The organism is Streptomyces sp. NPDC058955 (assembly GCF_042741435.1).
GTDB lineage: Bacteria > Actinomycetota > Actinomycetes > Streptomycetales > Streptomycetaceae > Streptomyces.
The window spans coordinates 1-13848 of the sequence record NZ_JBHYKM010000160.1 but is presented as its reverse complement, the minus strand read 5'-3'; the positions used below and the strand labels follow the sequence as shown (position 1 = coordinate 13848).

At 73.6% G+C, this 13848-nt stretch carries 15 protein-coding genes; 6 read left to right on the top strand and 9 right to left on the bottom strand.

The window, feature by feature from the left end; translation table 11 throughout:
- Positions 1 to 189: 189 nt before the first annotated feature.
- The 3 genes from ACFW1I_RS35390 to rsmI form a co-directional block, all read right to left on the bottom strand.
- Positions 190 to 1059, bottom strand: coding sequence for a TatD family hydrolase (locus tag ACFW1I_RS35390; RefSeq protein WP_346170164.1), 870 nt, complete (start codon positions 1057 to 1059; stop codon positions 190 to 192).
- A gap of 44 nt (positions 1060 to 1103) precedes the next feature.
- Positions 1104 to 1526: a hypothetical protein gene (locus ACFW1I_RS35385; RefSeq protein ID WP_384677701.1), complete on the bottom strand. Its 423-nt coding sequence runs from the start codon at positions 1524 to 1526 to the stop codon at positions 1104 to 1106.
- A gap of 270 nt (positions 1527 to 1796) precedes the next feature.
- Positions 1797 to 2642: a 16S rRNA (cytidine(1402)-2'-O)-methyltransferase gene (gene rsmI, locus ACFW1I_RS35380; RefSeq protein WP_384677699.1), complete on the bottom strand. Its 846-nt coding sequence runs from the start codon at positions 2640 to 2642 to the stop codon at positions 1797 to 1799.
- 91 nt (positions 2643 to 2733) lie between these two features.
- Here rsmI and ACFW1I_RS35375 point away from each other — a divergent pair, with 91 nt between their 5' ends.
- The 4 genes from ACFW1I_RS35375 to ACFW1I_RS35360 all read left to right on the top strand — a co-directional run bounded on the left by ACFW1I_RS35375 (position 2734) and on the right by ACFW1I_RS35360 (position 7626).
- Positions 2734 to 4491 carry a dolichyl-phosphate-mannose--protein mannosyltransferase gene (locus ACFW1I_RS35375; protein ID WP_384677697.1) on the top strand — a complete coding sequence of 586 codons (1758 nt, stop codon included), beginning with the start codon at positions 2734 to 2736 and terminating at the stop codon, positions 4489 to 4491.
- A 101-nt stretch (positions 4492 to 4592) separates the two neighbouring features.
- Positions 4593 to 6224: a penicillin-binding transpeptidase domain-containing protein gene (locus ACFW1I_RS35370; protein WP_384677695.1), complete on the top strand. Its 1632-nt coding sequence runs from the start codon at positions 4593 to 4595 to the stop codon at positions 6222 to 6224.
- A 68-nt stretch (positions 6225 to 6292) separates the two neighbouring features.
- On the top strand, positions 6293 to 6781 hold the full coding sequence (locus ACFW1I_RS35365; RefSeq protein WP_384677693.1) for a YbaK/EbsC family protein: 489 nt from the start codon (positions 6293 to 6295) through the stop codon (positions 6779 to 6781).
- On the top strand, positions 6778 to 7626 hold the full coding sequence (locus ACFW1I_RS35360) for an EamA family transporter (RefSeq protein ID WP_384677691.1): 849 nt from the start codon (positions 6778 to 6780) through the stop codon (positions 7624 to 7626). The genes ACFW1I_RS35365 and ACFW1I_RS35360 overlap by 4 nt, the downstream gene beginning before the upstream one ends.
- 7 nt (positions 7627 to 7633) lie before the next feature.
- Here ACFW1I_RS35360 and ACFW1I_RS35355 read toward each other — a convergent pair whose 3' ends face one another.
- Positions 7634 to 8380 carry an SDR family NAD(P)-dependent oxidoreductase gene (locus tag ACFW1I_RS35355; RefSeq protein WP_384677689.1) on the bottom strand — a complete coding sequence of 249 codons (747 nt, stop codon included), beginning with the start codon at positions 8378 to 8380 and terminating at the stop codon, positions 7634 to 7636.
- Positions 8381 to 8474: 94 nt separating this feature from the next.
- Between ACFW1I_RS35355 and ACFW1I_RS35350 the strand changes: the two genes are divergently transcribed.
- Complete coding sequence (locus tag ACFW1I_RS35350) at positions 8475 to 8945, top strand: hypothetical protein (protein WP_384677687.1); 471 nt, start codon at positions 8475 to 8477, stop codon at positions 8943 to 8945.
- A 38-nt stretch (positions 8946 to 8983) separates the two neighbouring features.
- On the opposite strand, the gene ACFW1I_RS35345 is transcribed toward ACFW1I_RS35350, so the two are convergent.
- Genes ACFW1I_RS35345 through ACFW1I_RS35330 form a run of 4 tightly spaced genes read right to left on the bottom strand, consistent with a single transcriptional unit; the run spans position 8984 to position 12726 of the window.
- On the bottom strand, positions 8984 to 10144 hold the full coding sequence (locus ACFW1I_RS35345) for a serine hydrolase domain-containing protein (RefSeq protein ID WP_384677704.1): 1161 nt from the start codon (positions 10142 to 10144) through the stop codon (positions 8984 to 8986).
- 40 nt (positions 10145 to 10184) lie between these two features.
- On the bottom strand, positions 10185 to 10928 hold the full coding sequence (locus tag ACFW1I_RS35340) for an energy-coupling factor ABC transporter ATP-binding protein (RefSeq protein WP_384677685.1): 744 nt from the start codon (positions 10926 to 10928) through the stop codon (positions 10185 to 10187).
- Positions 10925 to 11686, bottom strand: coding sequence for a cobalt ECF transporter T component CbiQ (gene cbiQ / locus ACFW1I_RS35335; protein WP_384677683.1), 762 nt, complete (start codon positions 11684 to 11686; stop codon positions 10925 to 10927). The genes ACFW1I_RS35340 and cbiQ overlap by 4 nt, the downstream gene beginning before the upstream one ends.
- Before the next feature lie 2 nt (positions 11687 to 11688).
- Complete coding sequence (locus ACFW1I_RS35330) at positions 11689 to 12726, bottom strand: energy-coupling factor ABC transporter permease (protein WP_384677681.1); 1038 nt, start codon at positions 12724 to 12726, stop codon at positions 11689 to 11691.
- 167 nt (positions 12727 to 12893) lie between these two features.
- On the opposite strand from ACFW1I_RS35330, the gene ACFW1I_RS35325 reads away from it, so the two are divergent.
- Complete coding sequence (locus tag ACFW1I_RS35325; RefSeq protein WP_384677679.1) at positions 12894 to 13241, top strand: SsgA family sporulation/cell division regulator; 348 nt, start codon at positions 12894 to 12896, stop codon at positions 13239 to 13241.
- A 96-nt stretch (positions 13242 to 13337) separates the two neighbouring features.
- Here ACFW1I_RS35325 and ACFW1I_RS35320 read toward each other — a convergent pair.
- Positions 13338 to 13848, bottom strand: a 511-nt coding sequence (locus tag ACFW1I_RS35320; protein WP_384677677.1) for an MMPL family transporter, incomplete at its 5' end; no start/stop codon positions are given.

Genomic DNA, 13848 nt, shown 5'->3' with positions numbered 1-13848 from the left:
GCCGGCGGGGCGGCCAGCGGGGCGACCTGGGTGGGCTGCTCGTGGACGGGCAGCGCGGCCGCCGCCCCCCGCCGTCCGGCGCGGTGACTGCCCTGGGAAGTGCTCACGAGGCCGGGACCCTAGCCCCGGCGGCGGTCACTCTCCAAAGCGACCCGACTACGACACGTAACCGTTATGCATCGGTGACCATCAGTAGTCGAAGGCGCGGGCGGTGTTCACGGCCAGCGCCTCGGCCATCGCGTTCTCGTCGATGCCGCGGACCTCCGCCATCGCCCGGACGGTGACCGGGATCAGGTACGGGGCGTTGGGGCGGCCGCGGAAGGGGGCCGGGGTGAGGAACGGGGCGTCGGTCTCGACGAGCACGAGGTCCAGCGGGGCGACGGCGAGCGCGTCCCGCAGCGGCTGGGCGTTCTTGAAGGTCATGTTGCCGGCGAAGGACATGTAGTAGCCCTTGGCGGCGCAGATCTCCGCCATGGCGGCGTCGCCGGAGTAGCAGTGGAAGACGGTCCGCTCGGGGGCGCCCTCCTCGTCGAGGACGCGCAGGACGTCGGCGTGCGCCTCCCGGTCGTGGATGACGAGGGTCTTGCCGTGCCGCTTGGCGATCTCGATGTGGGCGCGGAAGGAACGCTCCTGCGCGGCCATGCCCTCGGGGCCGGTGCGGAAGAAGTCGAGGCCGGTCTCGCCGACGCCGAGGACGTGCGGGAGGGCGGCGAGCCGGTCGATCTCGGCGAGCGCGTCGTCGAGCGCCGCGTCGCCGCCCGCGTCCCTGGCCCCCTGCCGGGACCAGCCGTCCGGGTCCCCCAGGACGATCCTGGGGGCCTCGTTCGGGTGCAGGGCGACGGCCGCGTGCACGTTCGCGTACCGCTCCGCCGTCTCGGCGGCCCACCGGGAGCCCTTCACGTCGCAGCCGACCTGCACGACCGTCGTCACGCCGACGGCGGCCGCCTTGGTCAGCGCCTCCTCGACCGTGCCGGACTGCATGTCCAGATGGGTGTGCGAGTCCGCGACCTCCACGAGGAGGGGTTCGGGCAGCGGCGGCGGGGCGTCCTTGGCACTCATGGGTCCGATCGTACGAGGGCCGCGAGCGCGTCCGCGCGGTGGTTTCAGCGGCGGGAGCGGAAGGGGTGCAGCAGGTCGGAGAGGTGCCAGTGGTGCGGGACCGGCGGCGCCTCGTCGCCCTCGCCCCGGGTCAGCTCCTGCCCGATCGGTCCGGCCACCGCGACCGGCCGGGCCTCCTTCGCCCCGCTCCGGTGGTGCTCCATCGAGGCGATCAGGTCGAGGACGGTGGACACCTGGCCGGCGCGCATGATCCGCACCACGTGGCCGCCGCAGTTCATGCAGGTCGGGTTGGAGAGCGGTGAGGGCACCCGCTCGCCGTCCGCCTTGTACACGACGAACGCCTCACCGCGCGCGTCCGTGTGGTGCTCGATGTCGTAGGACTGCTCCCAGCCGTACCCGCACCGCATGCAGGCGAAGGCGTACGCCTCGTGCGCGACGGGCGTTCCGGTGCCGGTGGTCTCGCTCATGCCAGCTCCTCTCCACTGGGTCCAGTGGACGCCTTTTCGGCCCGGAGCGCATCAGCACGGAAGGAAGCATGGAGCGATTTTGGGCGTTCCCTTGCCAAGCGCCCCGTGACGACTCCCGGCGCCGGATTCGGCTTTGCCTTAAAGGTTAGTCCTTTACCGTTTCCAGGGCCTTTCCGGAGTTTCCCGGAACCCTTTCCTGGACTCTTCCCCGACGCTTCCCCCGGCTCCGTTCCCGACACCCCGACCGGGGCTTCTCCCCGGCCGTTCCCGTCAGGTGGCGTTCTTGGCGGCGACGACGGCGTCGAAGACCTCCCGCTTGGGGAGGCCCGCTTCGGCGGCCACCGCGGCGATCGCCTCCTTGCGGCGTTCCCCGGCCTCCTCGCGGACCCGCACCCTGCGGACCAGTTCGGCCGCGTCCAGTTCCTCCGGGCCGGTCTCGGGGGCGCCCTCGACGACGACCGTGATCTCGCCGCGTACGCCTTCCTTCGCCCAGGCGGCCAGCTCGCCCAGCGGGCCCCGCTTCACTTCCTCGTACGTCTTGGTCAGCTCGCGGCAGACGGCGGCGCGGCGCTCGGCGCCGAACACCTCGGCCATCGCGTCGAGGGTGTCGTCGAGCCGGTGGGGGGCCTCGAAGTAGACGAGGGTGCGCCGCTCGGCCGCGACCTCCTTCAGCCGGCCCAGCCGCTCGCCCGCCTTCCGCGGCAGGAAGCCCTCGAAGCAGAAGCGGTCCACCGGCAGCCCGGAGAGCGCGAGCGCGGTGAGCACGGCGGACGGGCCGGGGACGGCCGTCACCTTGATGTCCGCCTCGACGGCGGCGGCGACCAGCCGGTAGCCGGGGTCGGAGACGGACGGCATGCCCGCGTCGGTGACGAGCAGCACCCGCGCGCCGCCGACCAGCGCCTCGACCAGCTCGGGCGTACGGGCCGACTCGTTCCCCTCGAAGTAGGAGACGACCCGTCCCGTGGTGTGCACGCCGAGCGCCCGGGTCAGCCCGCGCAGCCGACGGGTGTCCTCGGCCGCGACGATGTCCGCGCCCTCCAGCTCGGCGACGAGCCGGGGCGGGGCGTCCGCGATGTCGCCGATGGGGGTGCCTGCGAGTACCAGCGTTCCTGTCACGCGTCCCATCCTCCCAGGAGTCGCGCCCGTGACGGCGCCCCGTACCGCCGGGACAGGCGACGCGCACAGGCGCAGTCCCTACGATGGCGCGGTGACCCGTACCGCACCCGAGGCCCTGGAGGGCCAGCACTCCATGGCGAAGACCGTGGCCGAGCCCTCGTCGTGGCAGCTGCGGCTGCGGCGCTTCGGCTACCGCCCGCCCGCCGCCGGCACGCTCTCCATCGGCACGAGGGACCGGCTCGACCCGCCGTACACCCGGCCCTCGCCGCGGGTCATGTCGCTGCTCGGGCTCGGCCCGGCCGCCGCCGACCGGCTGTGGCGGCTGGCCGCGTGGGGCGGCCCGCTGCTGGTCGCGGCCGTCGCGGGCGTGCTCCGGTTCTGGAACCTGGGCAAGCCGCACGCGGTGATATTCGACGAGACGTACTACGCCAAGGACTCCTGGGCCCTGATCAACCAGGGGTACGAGGGGGCGTGGCCCAAGGACATCGACAAGACGATCCTGGCGAACCCCGACTCGGTCCTGATCCCGACCGACCCGGGCTATGTGGTGCACCCGCCGATGGGCAAGTGGGTGATCGGCCTCGGCGAGAGGGTCTTCGGCTTCGAACCGTTCGGCTGGCGGTTCATGGTGGCGCTGCTCGGGACGCTCTCCGTCCTCATGCTGTGCCGCATCGGCCGCCGCCTCTTCCGCTCCACCTTCCTCGGCTGCCTGGCCGGCCTGCTGCTCGCCGTCGACGGCCTGCACTTCGTGATGAGCCGCACCGCGCTCCTCGACCAGGTGCTGATGTTCTTCGTGCTGGCCGCGTTCGGCTGCCTGGTCCTGGACCGCGACCGGACGCGGAGACGGCTGGCCGCCGCGCTCCCGGAGGACGAGGAGGGCGTGCTCCGCCCGGACGCGGAGATCGCCGAGACCCTGCGCCTCGGCTGGCGCCCCTGGCGGATCGCGGCCGGCGTGATGCTGGGCCTCGCGGCGGCGACCAAGTGGAACGGCCTGTACGTCATGGTCGGCTTCGGCCTGATGACGGTCCTGTGGGACATCGGCGCCCGCCGCACGGCCGGCGCGGTCCGCCCGTACCTCGCGGTGATCAAGAAGGACGTGCTGCCCGCGTTCGTGTCGGTGGTGCCGGTGGCGCTGGCGACGTACCTGGCGACCTGGACGGGCTGGCTCGTCACCGACAAGGGCTACTTCCGCGACTGGGCCGAGAAGCAGGACGCGCTGCCGAACGGCGGCGGCACCTGGTCCTGGCTGCCGGAGTGGCTGCGCAGCCTGTGGCACTACGAGACCGAGGTCTACAGCTTCCACGTGGGCCTGACCTCGCCCCACACCTACGAGTCGAACCCCTGGTCCTGGATCGTCCTCGGCCGCCCGGTCTCCTACTTCTACGAGTCCCCCGCCCCCGGCACCGCCGGCTGCCCCGCCTCCGCCAAGGAGAAGTGCGCCCAGGAGATCCTGGCCCTCGGCACCCCCCTCCTCTGGTGGGCCGCCTGCTTCGCCCTGGTGTACGTCCTCTGGCGCTGGGCCTTCCGCCGCGACTGGCGCGCGGGCGCGATCGCCTGCGCGGTGGCGGCGGGCTGGGTCCCCTGGTTCCTCTACCAGGAGCGCACGATCTTCCTCTTCTACGCCGTCGTCTTCGTCCCCTACCTGTGCCTGGCGGTGGCGATGATGATCGGCGCGATCATCGGCCCCAAGGGCAGCACGGAGAAACGCCGCACCTTCGGCGCGGTGGCCGCCGGCTGCCTGGTCCTCCTGATCGTCTGGAACTTCATCTACTTCTGGCCGATCTACACGGCGACCCCGATCCCGATGGACCAGTGGCGGGCGCGGATGTGGCTGGACACCTGGGTGTAGTAACGCCCTCCCCGGACGTGACGGGAGTGGCCGATCGTGCTCGACAGTTGTCAGTGGCGGCTGCTTGACTCGATGGTCCACACGGGGAGGGGAACCCAGTCATGCGCAGTGGAGTGAAGGTCGGGGTCGTCGGGGGCGTGTTCGCGGTCGTCGCGAGCGGGGTCGCGTACGGGGGGTACAACCTCTGGAACGGGATCACGGGCGGTTCGTCGAGCGACGGGACGCGGACGGCGGCGGCGCGGACCGGGCCGGTGACGAGCGACGAGGTCACCGCCACCGCGCGGGACTTCCTCGCCGCCTGGGCCGGCGGGGAGGCCGAGCGGGCCGGGCAGTTGACGAACGATCCGGTGACGGCGGGGCCGGCCGTCGCCTCGTACCACCAGGAGGTCGGCGTCTCGGCGGCGGAGATCACGCCCGGGACGCCGACGGGGGCGGTCGTGCCGTTCACGGTGAAGGCGACCGTGACGTACGACGGGGTGTCGAAGCCGTGGACGTACGAGTCGAAGCTGACCGTCGTGCGCGGCGAGTCCACCGGGCGCCCGCTGGTGCGCTGGACGCCCACCGTGCTCCACCCGAAGCTGACCGCCGGCGCCACGCTGCGGACCGGCGAGGCGAAGGCGCCGGCGGTGAAGGCGCTCGACCACAAGGGCGCCGCGCTGCCGCCCGAGAAGTACCCGTCGCTGGTGCCGGTCCTGGACGCGCTGCGGCAGCGGTACGGGGCCAAGGCCGGCGGCGAGGCCGGGATCGAGACCTGGATCGAGAGCGCCGACGGCACGCCGAGCAGCACGCTCCTGGTGCTGTCGGCCGGCAAGCCGGGCGAGCTGCGGACGACCATCGACGCGGACGTGCAGGCGGCGGCGGAGAAGGCCGTGAAGGACTACCCGAAGGCGGCCGTCGCCGCCGTCGAGCCGTCGACGGGCGCGATCCGGGCCGTCGCCAACAACCCGGCCAGCGGCTTCAACACGGCGTTCCAGGGCAAGCAGGCGCCCGGCTCCACGATGAAGATCGTGACGGCGGCCATGATGATGCGGTACGGGGTGGCGGGGCCGGACACGACGGTGGAGTGTCCGCCCACCGCGCAGTGGGACGGGTACACGTTCCACAACCTGAAGGACTTCTCCACCAAGGGCGACCTGACGAACGCCTTCGCCATGTCCTGCAACACCGCCTTCATCAAGGCGATCAACCCGCTGAAGGACAAGGGCGTCCACAACACGGCGCTCGGCGACACCGCCCGCAAGTGGTTCGGGATCGGCGAGGTGTGGTCGGTCGGCGTGCTGACCGAGGACGGAGGGGTGCCCGAGTCCAGCGGCACCGAGACACCCGCCTCGTACATCGGGCAGGGCGCCATCACCATGAACGCGCTCAACATGGCGTCGGTCTCCGCGACCGTGAAGAACGGCGGCTTCCTCCAGCCGTACCTGATACCGAAGGACGTGGACGGTCGGAAGTTCGCCACCGCCGAGCCGCTGCCGGGCGAGGTCAAGGCCGGGCTGCAGAAGATGATGAAGGCGGCCACAGGACCGAACGGCACCGCTCAGGAGGCGATGGCGAGCGTGTCGTCGCCGAAGGGCGCCAAGACCGGCTCGGCGGAGGTCGGTGACCAGTCCACCTCCAACAGCTGGTTCACCGGCTACTCCGGCGATCTCGCCGCCGCGGCCGTCGTCCAGGCCGGAGGCCATGGCAGCGACGCGGCCGGGCCCGTGGTGGCGGCGGTCCTGAAGGCGGGCTGACGACAGGCGGGCCCCGGCGGCGGAAAGACGGTCGCGTGTCCCGTACACCTACCGCTACCGTGCCGGGCATGACGACCGACGCCTCCGCCGCCCACCCCCAGTTCGCCGCCGCCCTCGCCGAGTTGGGCCTCGACGTCGAGGTCCGGCGGTTCCCGGACGAGACGCGGACCGCGCAGCAGGCCGCCGACGCGATCGGCTGCGCGGTCTCCGAGATCGTGAAGTCGCTGATCTTCGCCGCCGACAGGGTCCCGGTGCTGGTCCTGATGGACGGGGCCTCGCGGGTGGACGTCGAGCGGGTGCGGGAGGCGCTGGGCGCCGGGGAGGTCACGCGGGCGGACGCGCGCGTGGTGCGGGAGACGACCGGGTACGCGATCGGGGGCGTGCCGCCCTTCGGGCACCGCGTCCGGACCCGGGTGCTGGCCGACGAGGGTCTGCTCGACCACGCGCTGGTGTGGGCGGCGGCCGGCACCCCGCATTCCGTCTTCGCCCTGCCCCCGAAGGAGCTGATCGCCCACGCGGGCGCGACCCTCGCGGACGTGCGCGAGCGCACGGCGTGACGCCGCTGGTCGCGTGCGTGGTGCTGGTCGCGGCGATCACGCACGCCTCGTGGAACGCCCTGGCCCACCACATCCGCGACCAGCTGCTCTCCTTCACCCTGATCGCCGGCGGCGGGGCGCTGATCGGCCTGGCCCTCGTGCCGTTCACGCCCGTGCCGGCGGCGGGGGCCTGGCCGTACCTGATCGCCTCCGCCGCCCTCCACGTCGCGTACTACGCGCTGCTGATGAAGTCCTTCGCGCTCGGCGACTTCGGCCAGATGTACCCGATCGCGCGCGGCACGGCCCCGCTGGTCGTCACGCTGCTCGCGGCCGTCTTCGTGCACGAGGTGCCGGACGGCCGGCAGCTGCTCGGCGTCGCCGTGGCGTGCGCCGGGCTGACGGGGCTGGCGCTGTGGGGCGTACGCGGCAAGGGCGGCGCGCACCGGCCCGCCCTGCTCGCGGCGCTCGCCACCGGCCTCTCGATCGCCCTGTACACGGTCGTCGACGGCGTCGGCGTCCGCGCCTCGGGCACCACGCTCGGCTACATCGCCTGGCTGATGGTCCTGGAGGGCCTGGTCATCCCCGCGTACGCCCTGGCGGTCCGCCGCCGCGCCCTGCTTCCCGCGCTCCGTCCTCACCTGGCCCGCGGCCTCCTCGGCGCGGCCCTGTCGGTCGCGGCGTACGCCCTCGTGCTCTGGGCCCAGACGCAGGCCCCGCTGGCGCCGATCGCCGCCCTCCGCGAGTCCTCCATCATCGTCGGCGCCGCCATCGGCGCCCTCTTCTTCAAGGAGCGCTTCGGCGGCCCGAGGGTCGCCGCGGCCGGCCTGATGGTGGTCGGCATCGGTCTGATGCTGTCCAGCGGCTGAGCGGGCGTCAGGAGCCGTCCAGGATCTCCCGGAAGTGCCGGTTCACGCCGAGGAGGCCGCCGTCGACGCGGAGGGTGGTGGCGGTGATCCAGGCGGCGTCGGGGGAGGCCAGGAAGGCGACGGCTGCCGCGATGTCGTCGGGGGTGCCGACGCGGCCGAGGGGGTAGGCGCGGTCGGCGAGGGCGGCCAGGCCCTCCTCCCGGCCCGCCCAGGCCCGGGTGGCGACGGTGCCGGGGTTGATCTGGTTGACGCGGACGCCCAGCGGGGCCGCTTCGGCGGCCAGGGTGCGGGTGTAGGAGCCGAGGGCGGCCTTCGCGGCGCTGTAGGCGTGGTCGCCGAAGGAGGCTTCCGCGTTGACCGAGCCGATGGTGACGATCGCGCCGCGGGTCGCCGTCAGGTGGGGCAGGGCGGCGCGGGCGCAGTGGACCGCGCCGAGGAGGGTGCCGTCGAGCTGGCGCCGCCAGTTCTCGTCGGGGTCGTCGACGAAGGGGACGAGGGCGTTGTTGACGAGGACGTCGAGGGTGGGGAGCCCGCCGATCAGCCGGTCGATCGCGGCGCGGTCGGTGATGTCGAGGCGGTGCGGGGTCGCGGCCGGGAGGGCGGCGGCGACCTTGCGCGCCGCCTCCTCGTCGACGTCCGTGACCAGGACGTGCGCGCCCTCCGCCGCCAGGCGGCGGGCGGTCGCCGCGCCGATGCCGCTTCCCGCGCCCGTGATGAGGGCGGTCTTCCCCGCGAACCGTGCCGTGAGATCCATGGTCCGATCTCAGCATCGGCGCGTGTGCCGGGCCAGCCCCGTGCGCTCGGGAAATCGCTGGGCGGCGGCCGGATCCGGGCCTACCGTCGGGCCCATGGAGATCTCCTTCCGGAAGCTGCCGGACCATCGGCACGAGATCCTGGTCCGCGCCCGCAGGGGGCCGGACGTCAGGCTGCCCGCCCGGCCCGTCGGCCCGACCCTGCCGCACGACCTGGTCCACGCCGTCGTGGAGACCGCGCTCGGCATCGAGGACGGCTTCTGGGGGGCGACGGCGCGCGGCGCCACCTTCGAGGGCTTCGAGCCCGTCGTCCCGGGCCGGCACCGCCGGTCGGGGATGAAGGTGCTGCGCCGGGGCGGCGACGCCGTGCTGGCCGCCGAGCTCTGCGTGAACTGGGCCTACCGGGTGTGGCGCGGCCTTCCCGTGGAGGGCCGCGGCCTCGGCCCGGCGCTCCTGGACGCGGACGCCCTGGCGAGGACGGGGCCGCGCCTGGACGCCGCCGCCGCCCGCTGGGCCGCCGTGCCGGAGGGCGAGGAGCTGCTGTGGCGCTGGGGGACGGACCGCTAGCCCGGCCGTCAGAGCCTGGGGAACGGACCGCCCGCCCGTCAGATCAGCGACTTGACCGCCCGCACCAGGGCCTGGGCCCGGGGGTCCGAGGTGACCGTGCTGCGCATGCCGTTGGTGACGTAGCCGAAGGCCGTGCCGGACTCGGGGTCGGCGAAGGCGAGGGAGCCGCCGCGGCCGGGGTGGCCGAAGGAGGTGGGGCCGAGGAGGGGGGAGGCGGGGCCGTGGAGCATGTGGCCGAGGCCGAAGCGGGTGCCGACGAGGAGGACCCGGTCCGTGCCCGCCGACTCCTCCGTGCGGGCCAGGGCCAGGGTCGCGGGGGCGAAGAGGCGGGGGGTGCCGTCGGCGAGCGGGCCGAGGGTGGCGGCGTAGAAGCGGGAGAGGGAGCGGGCAGTGGCCACGCCGGCCGAGCCGGGGAGTTCCGCCGCCCGGTAGGCGGGGTCGTTCTCGTCGGGCTTCGGGGTGATGACCTCGAAGGCGCGGCGGGTGAGGGACGCCGGGTCCTCCCAGGCCTCCGTGACGGAGCGCTTGGGGCGCAGGCGGAGGGCGCCGGTGTCCTCGGGGGCGTCGACCTGGGCGAGCCGGCCCACCCGGTGCTCCTCGGCCGGCGGGAGGCCGATCCACAGGTCGAGGCCGAGCGGGGCGGTGATCTCCTCGGCGACCCAGCGGCCGATGGTGCGGCCGGTGACGCGGTGGACCAGGCCGGAGAGGAGCCAGCTGAAGGTGTGGGCGTGGTAGCCGTGGGCGGTGCCGGGGTCCCAGGCGGGGGCCTGGGCGGCGACGGCGGCGGTGGACGCCTCCAGGTCGGTGGCCTCGGCGAGGGTGAGGGGGCGGTCGAGGACGGGGACGCCCGCCTGGTGGGCGAGGAGCTGCCGTACCGTGACGCGGTCCTTGCCGGCCGCCTTGAACTCGGGCCAGTACGTGGCCACCGGGGCGTCCAGGTCGATCCGGCCGCGCTGGTGGAGGAGGAGCGGGACGGCGGCGGCGACGCCCTTGGTGGCCGAGCGGACGATCTGGGCGGTGCCCTCCGTCCACGGGGCCGTGCCGTCGGCGTCCTTGGTGCCGGCCCACAGGTCGACGACCTTGGCCCCGTCGTGGTGGACGGCGACCGCCGCGCCCTTCTCGCCGCGCTGCTCGAAGTTGCGCAGGAACGCGTCCCGCACCGGCTCCCAGCCCGGTGCCACCGTGCCCTGGACGTCCACCTGACCCACTCATCCTTTCGTACGAACGGGTCCCATGGTCTCAGGCGACGGAACCCGGAACGAAACCGAAGGGCAGTTCGAGGCGGTGGCGGGCCATGAGCTCCTCGTCGGCGAGGATCTCGCGGGTCGGCCCGTCGGCGGCGATCACGCCCTCGCTGAGGATCAGCGAGCGCGGGCAGAGCTCCAGGGCGTACGGCAGGTCGTGGGTGACCATGAGGACGGTGACGTCGAGGGAGCGCAGCACGTCGGCGAGTTCGCGGCGGGAGGCCGGGTCCAGGTTGGAGGACGGCTCGTCGAGGACGAGGATCTCCGGCTCGGTGGCGAGGACGGTCGCGACGGCGACCCGGCGCCGCTGGCCGAAGGAGAGGTGGTGCGGGGGCCGGTCCGCGTACGCGGCCATGCCGACCTTCTCCAGGGCCCGCTCCACGACCGCGTCCAGCTCGGCGCCGCGCAGCCCGGCCGCGGCGGGGCCGAAGGCGACGTCCTCGCGGACGGTCGGCATGAAGAGCTGGTCGTCGGGGTCCTGGAAGACGATGCCGACCTTCCGACGGATCTCCGCCATGTGCTGCTTGCCGACGGGCAGCCCGGCGACGGTGACGCTGCCCGCGCCGGCGGCGAGGATGCCGTTGAGGTGGAGGACGAGGGTGGTCTTCCCGGCGCCGTTGGGGCCGAGCAGGGCGACCCGCTCGCCGCGCCCGATGGTCAGGTTCACGCCGAAGAGCGCCTGGTGGCCGTCGGGGTAGGCGTAGGCGAGGCCGGAGACGTCCAGCGAGGGCGTGGTCATAGGGTCCGTCCGAGGAGGCAGATCGGGAGGGCGGCGAGCGGCAGGGCCAGGGCGGTGGCCCACTGGGCGCGGCCGGCGGGGCGGTCGTCGAGGAGCGGCATGGTGCCGGTGTAGCCGCGGCTGACCATGGCGAGGTGGACGCGTTCGCCGCGCTCGTACGAGCGGATGAAGAGCGCGCCGGCGGACTTGGCGAGGACGCCCCAGTGGCGGACGCCGCTCGCCTCGAAGCCGCGGGAGCGGCGGGCGACGGCCATCCGGCGCATCTCGTCGGTGATGAGGTCCCCGTACCGGATCATGAAGGAGGCGATCTGGACGAGGAGCGGGGGCAGGCGGAGGCGCTGCAGGCCGAGCAGCAGGGCGCGGAGTTCGGTGGTGGCGGCGAGGAGCACGGAGGCGGCGACGCCGAGGGTGCCCTTGGCGAGGATGTTCCAGGCGCCCCAGAGGCCGGGGACGCTCAAGGGGACGCCGAGGACCTCCGTCCGCTCGCCGGGGACCACGAAGGGCATCAGCAGGGCGAAGGCGACGAAGGGGATCTCGATGGCGAGCCGCCGGAGGAGGAATCCGGCGGGCACGCGCGCGCGTGCGGCGACCGCGCCGAGCAGGGCGGCGTAGCCGGCGAAGGCCCAGACGGCCTCGCGCGGGGTGGTGACGACGACCAGGACGAAGCACAGGACGGCGACGAGCTTGGTGTGCGCGGGCAGGGCGTGCACCGGCGAGTCCCCCCGCCGGTACAGCCGGTGCGCGTGGCCCGCTCCCATCGTCAGACCCGGGCGCCGGTGTCGGCGCCCGCCCGGCGGCGGCGGACGGCCCAGAAGGCGCCGGTGCCGGCGGCGAGGGTGACGCCGACGCCGATGACGCCGGCGAGGCCGCCGGAGAGGCGGGCGGAGTCGACGCCGCGGACGCCGTAGTCGGCGAGCGGGGAGTCGGCGGCGGCGTGGTCCTCGGCCTTGGCGTCGATGCCCTGGTCGGCGGCGACCTTCTCCAGGCCGTCGGGGCTGGCGGAGGCGTAGAAGGAGACGACGCCGGCGAGGACGAGGGCGGTGGCGACGCCGCCGATCCAGAGCTTCCTCGGGCTCTTCGCGGCCGGAGGCCCGGCCGGGGCCGGGGCCGCGTCGACGAGTTCGCCGTCGATCCGGAGCTTGAGGGGGGCGGTGAGGCCGCGGGCGCCGTGCACGAGGTCGGGGCGGACGGCGAGGACCGCGCCGACGGTCAGCATGGTGATGACGGCCTCGCCGATGCCGATGAGGACGTGGACGCCCAGCATGGCGGTGAGGACCTTGCCGATGGGCACCTCGGTGGTGCCGCCGATCGCGTAGATCAGGGTGAAGGCGGCGGCCGAGGCCGGTACGGAGACGAGCGCGGCGACGAAGGTCGCGGCGGTGACGCCGGCGCGGGTGCGGGGCAGCACGAGCCGCAGGCCGCGGAAGACCAGGTGGGCGGTGACGACGGTGACCACGCCCATGACGGTGATGTTGACGCCGAGGGCGGTGAGGCCGCCGTCGGCGAAGAGGACGCCCTGCATGAGCAGGACGACGGCGATGCACAGGACGCCGGTCCACGGTCCGACGAGGATCGCGGCGAGCGCCCCGCCGAGGAGGTGGCCGCTGGTGCCGGCGGCGACCGGGAAGTTGAGCATCTGGACGGCGAAGACGAAGGCCGCGACGAGCCCCGCCAGCGGCGCGATCTTCTCGTCGAGCTCTTTCCGCGCGCCGCGCAGGCTCACGGCGACCGCGGCGGCGGCGACGACGCCGGCCGCGGCCGACACGGGGGCGTTGATGAATCCGTCGGGTACATGCACGTCCCGAATGATGAGCGCTCCTGCAAAAGACTTGCAAGAGCATCCGGATCACAAGATGCCGGATGTGAGCCCGGCCACGATACGGACGCTTCGGGAGTGACCATGCGAACCGCTGGGAAGAATGCGACATTGAGTGACAATTCGCAGCTCTAGGTGAGGAGTACGTGATGGCCGCCGTCGAGGACCACGCCCGAGGCCGCCTGATCAGCGACGCACCGGTCTCCCGGGCCGTGCCGATCGCCCTCCGCTACGACCCCGGCTTCTCCCCCGCCACCGTCCGCTTCGTCCTCCCCGGCGGCGTCGAGTGGTCCTTCCCCCGCGCCCTCCTGGAGGACGGGATCCACGAGCCGGCCCACCGCGGCGACATCGCGGTCTGGCCGTGCGGGCGGGCGCAGACGGTGGTCGAGTTCCACGGCGCGGAGCAGGTCTCCGTCGTCCAGTTCGACAGCGTCGCCCTCTCCCGGTTCCTGGAGCACACGTACGCCGCCGGTGCGTCGTCGCTCACGACGCACTGACGGCGTACATCCGCGTCGGCTCCCCGTCCCCACAGGTCCCGGCGCGGTCCGGGGCGCGCCCCCCGCTCAGGGGGCGCCCCGGGATCCAGGGGGGTGTCAGGCCTTCACGAGGTCCGGCTCCGCGGGGGCCGGGGCGTCGTGGCCGGCGAGGGCCTCGCCCTCCACGTCCACGTTCGGCAGCGCGCGGTCGAGCCACTTCGGCAGCCACCAGGCCTTGTGGCCGAGGAGCGCGAGGACGGCCGGGACGATCGCCATGCGGACGACGAAGGCGTCGAAGAGGACGGCGACGGCGAGGCCGAAGCCGATCATCTTGATCATCTGGTCGCTCATGCCGATGAAGCCGGAGAAGACCGCGATCATGATCACCGCGGCGGCGGTGACCACCCGGGCGCTGTGCCGGAAGCCGGTCACGATCGCCTCGCCGGGCCGCTCGCCGTGGACGTACGCCTCGCGCATCCGGGTCACCAGGAAGACCTCGTAGTCCATCGCGAGGCCGAAGACCACGCCGACCATGAAGATCGGCATCATCGACATGATCGGGCCGGTCTGCTCGACGCCGAACAGGCTGCCCAGCCAGCCCCACTGGAAGACCGCGACGACGGCGCCG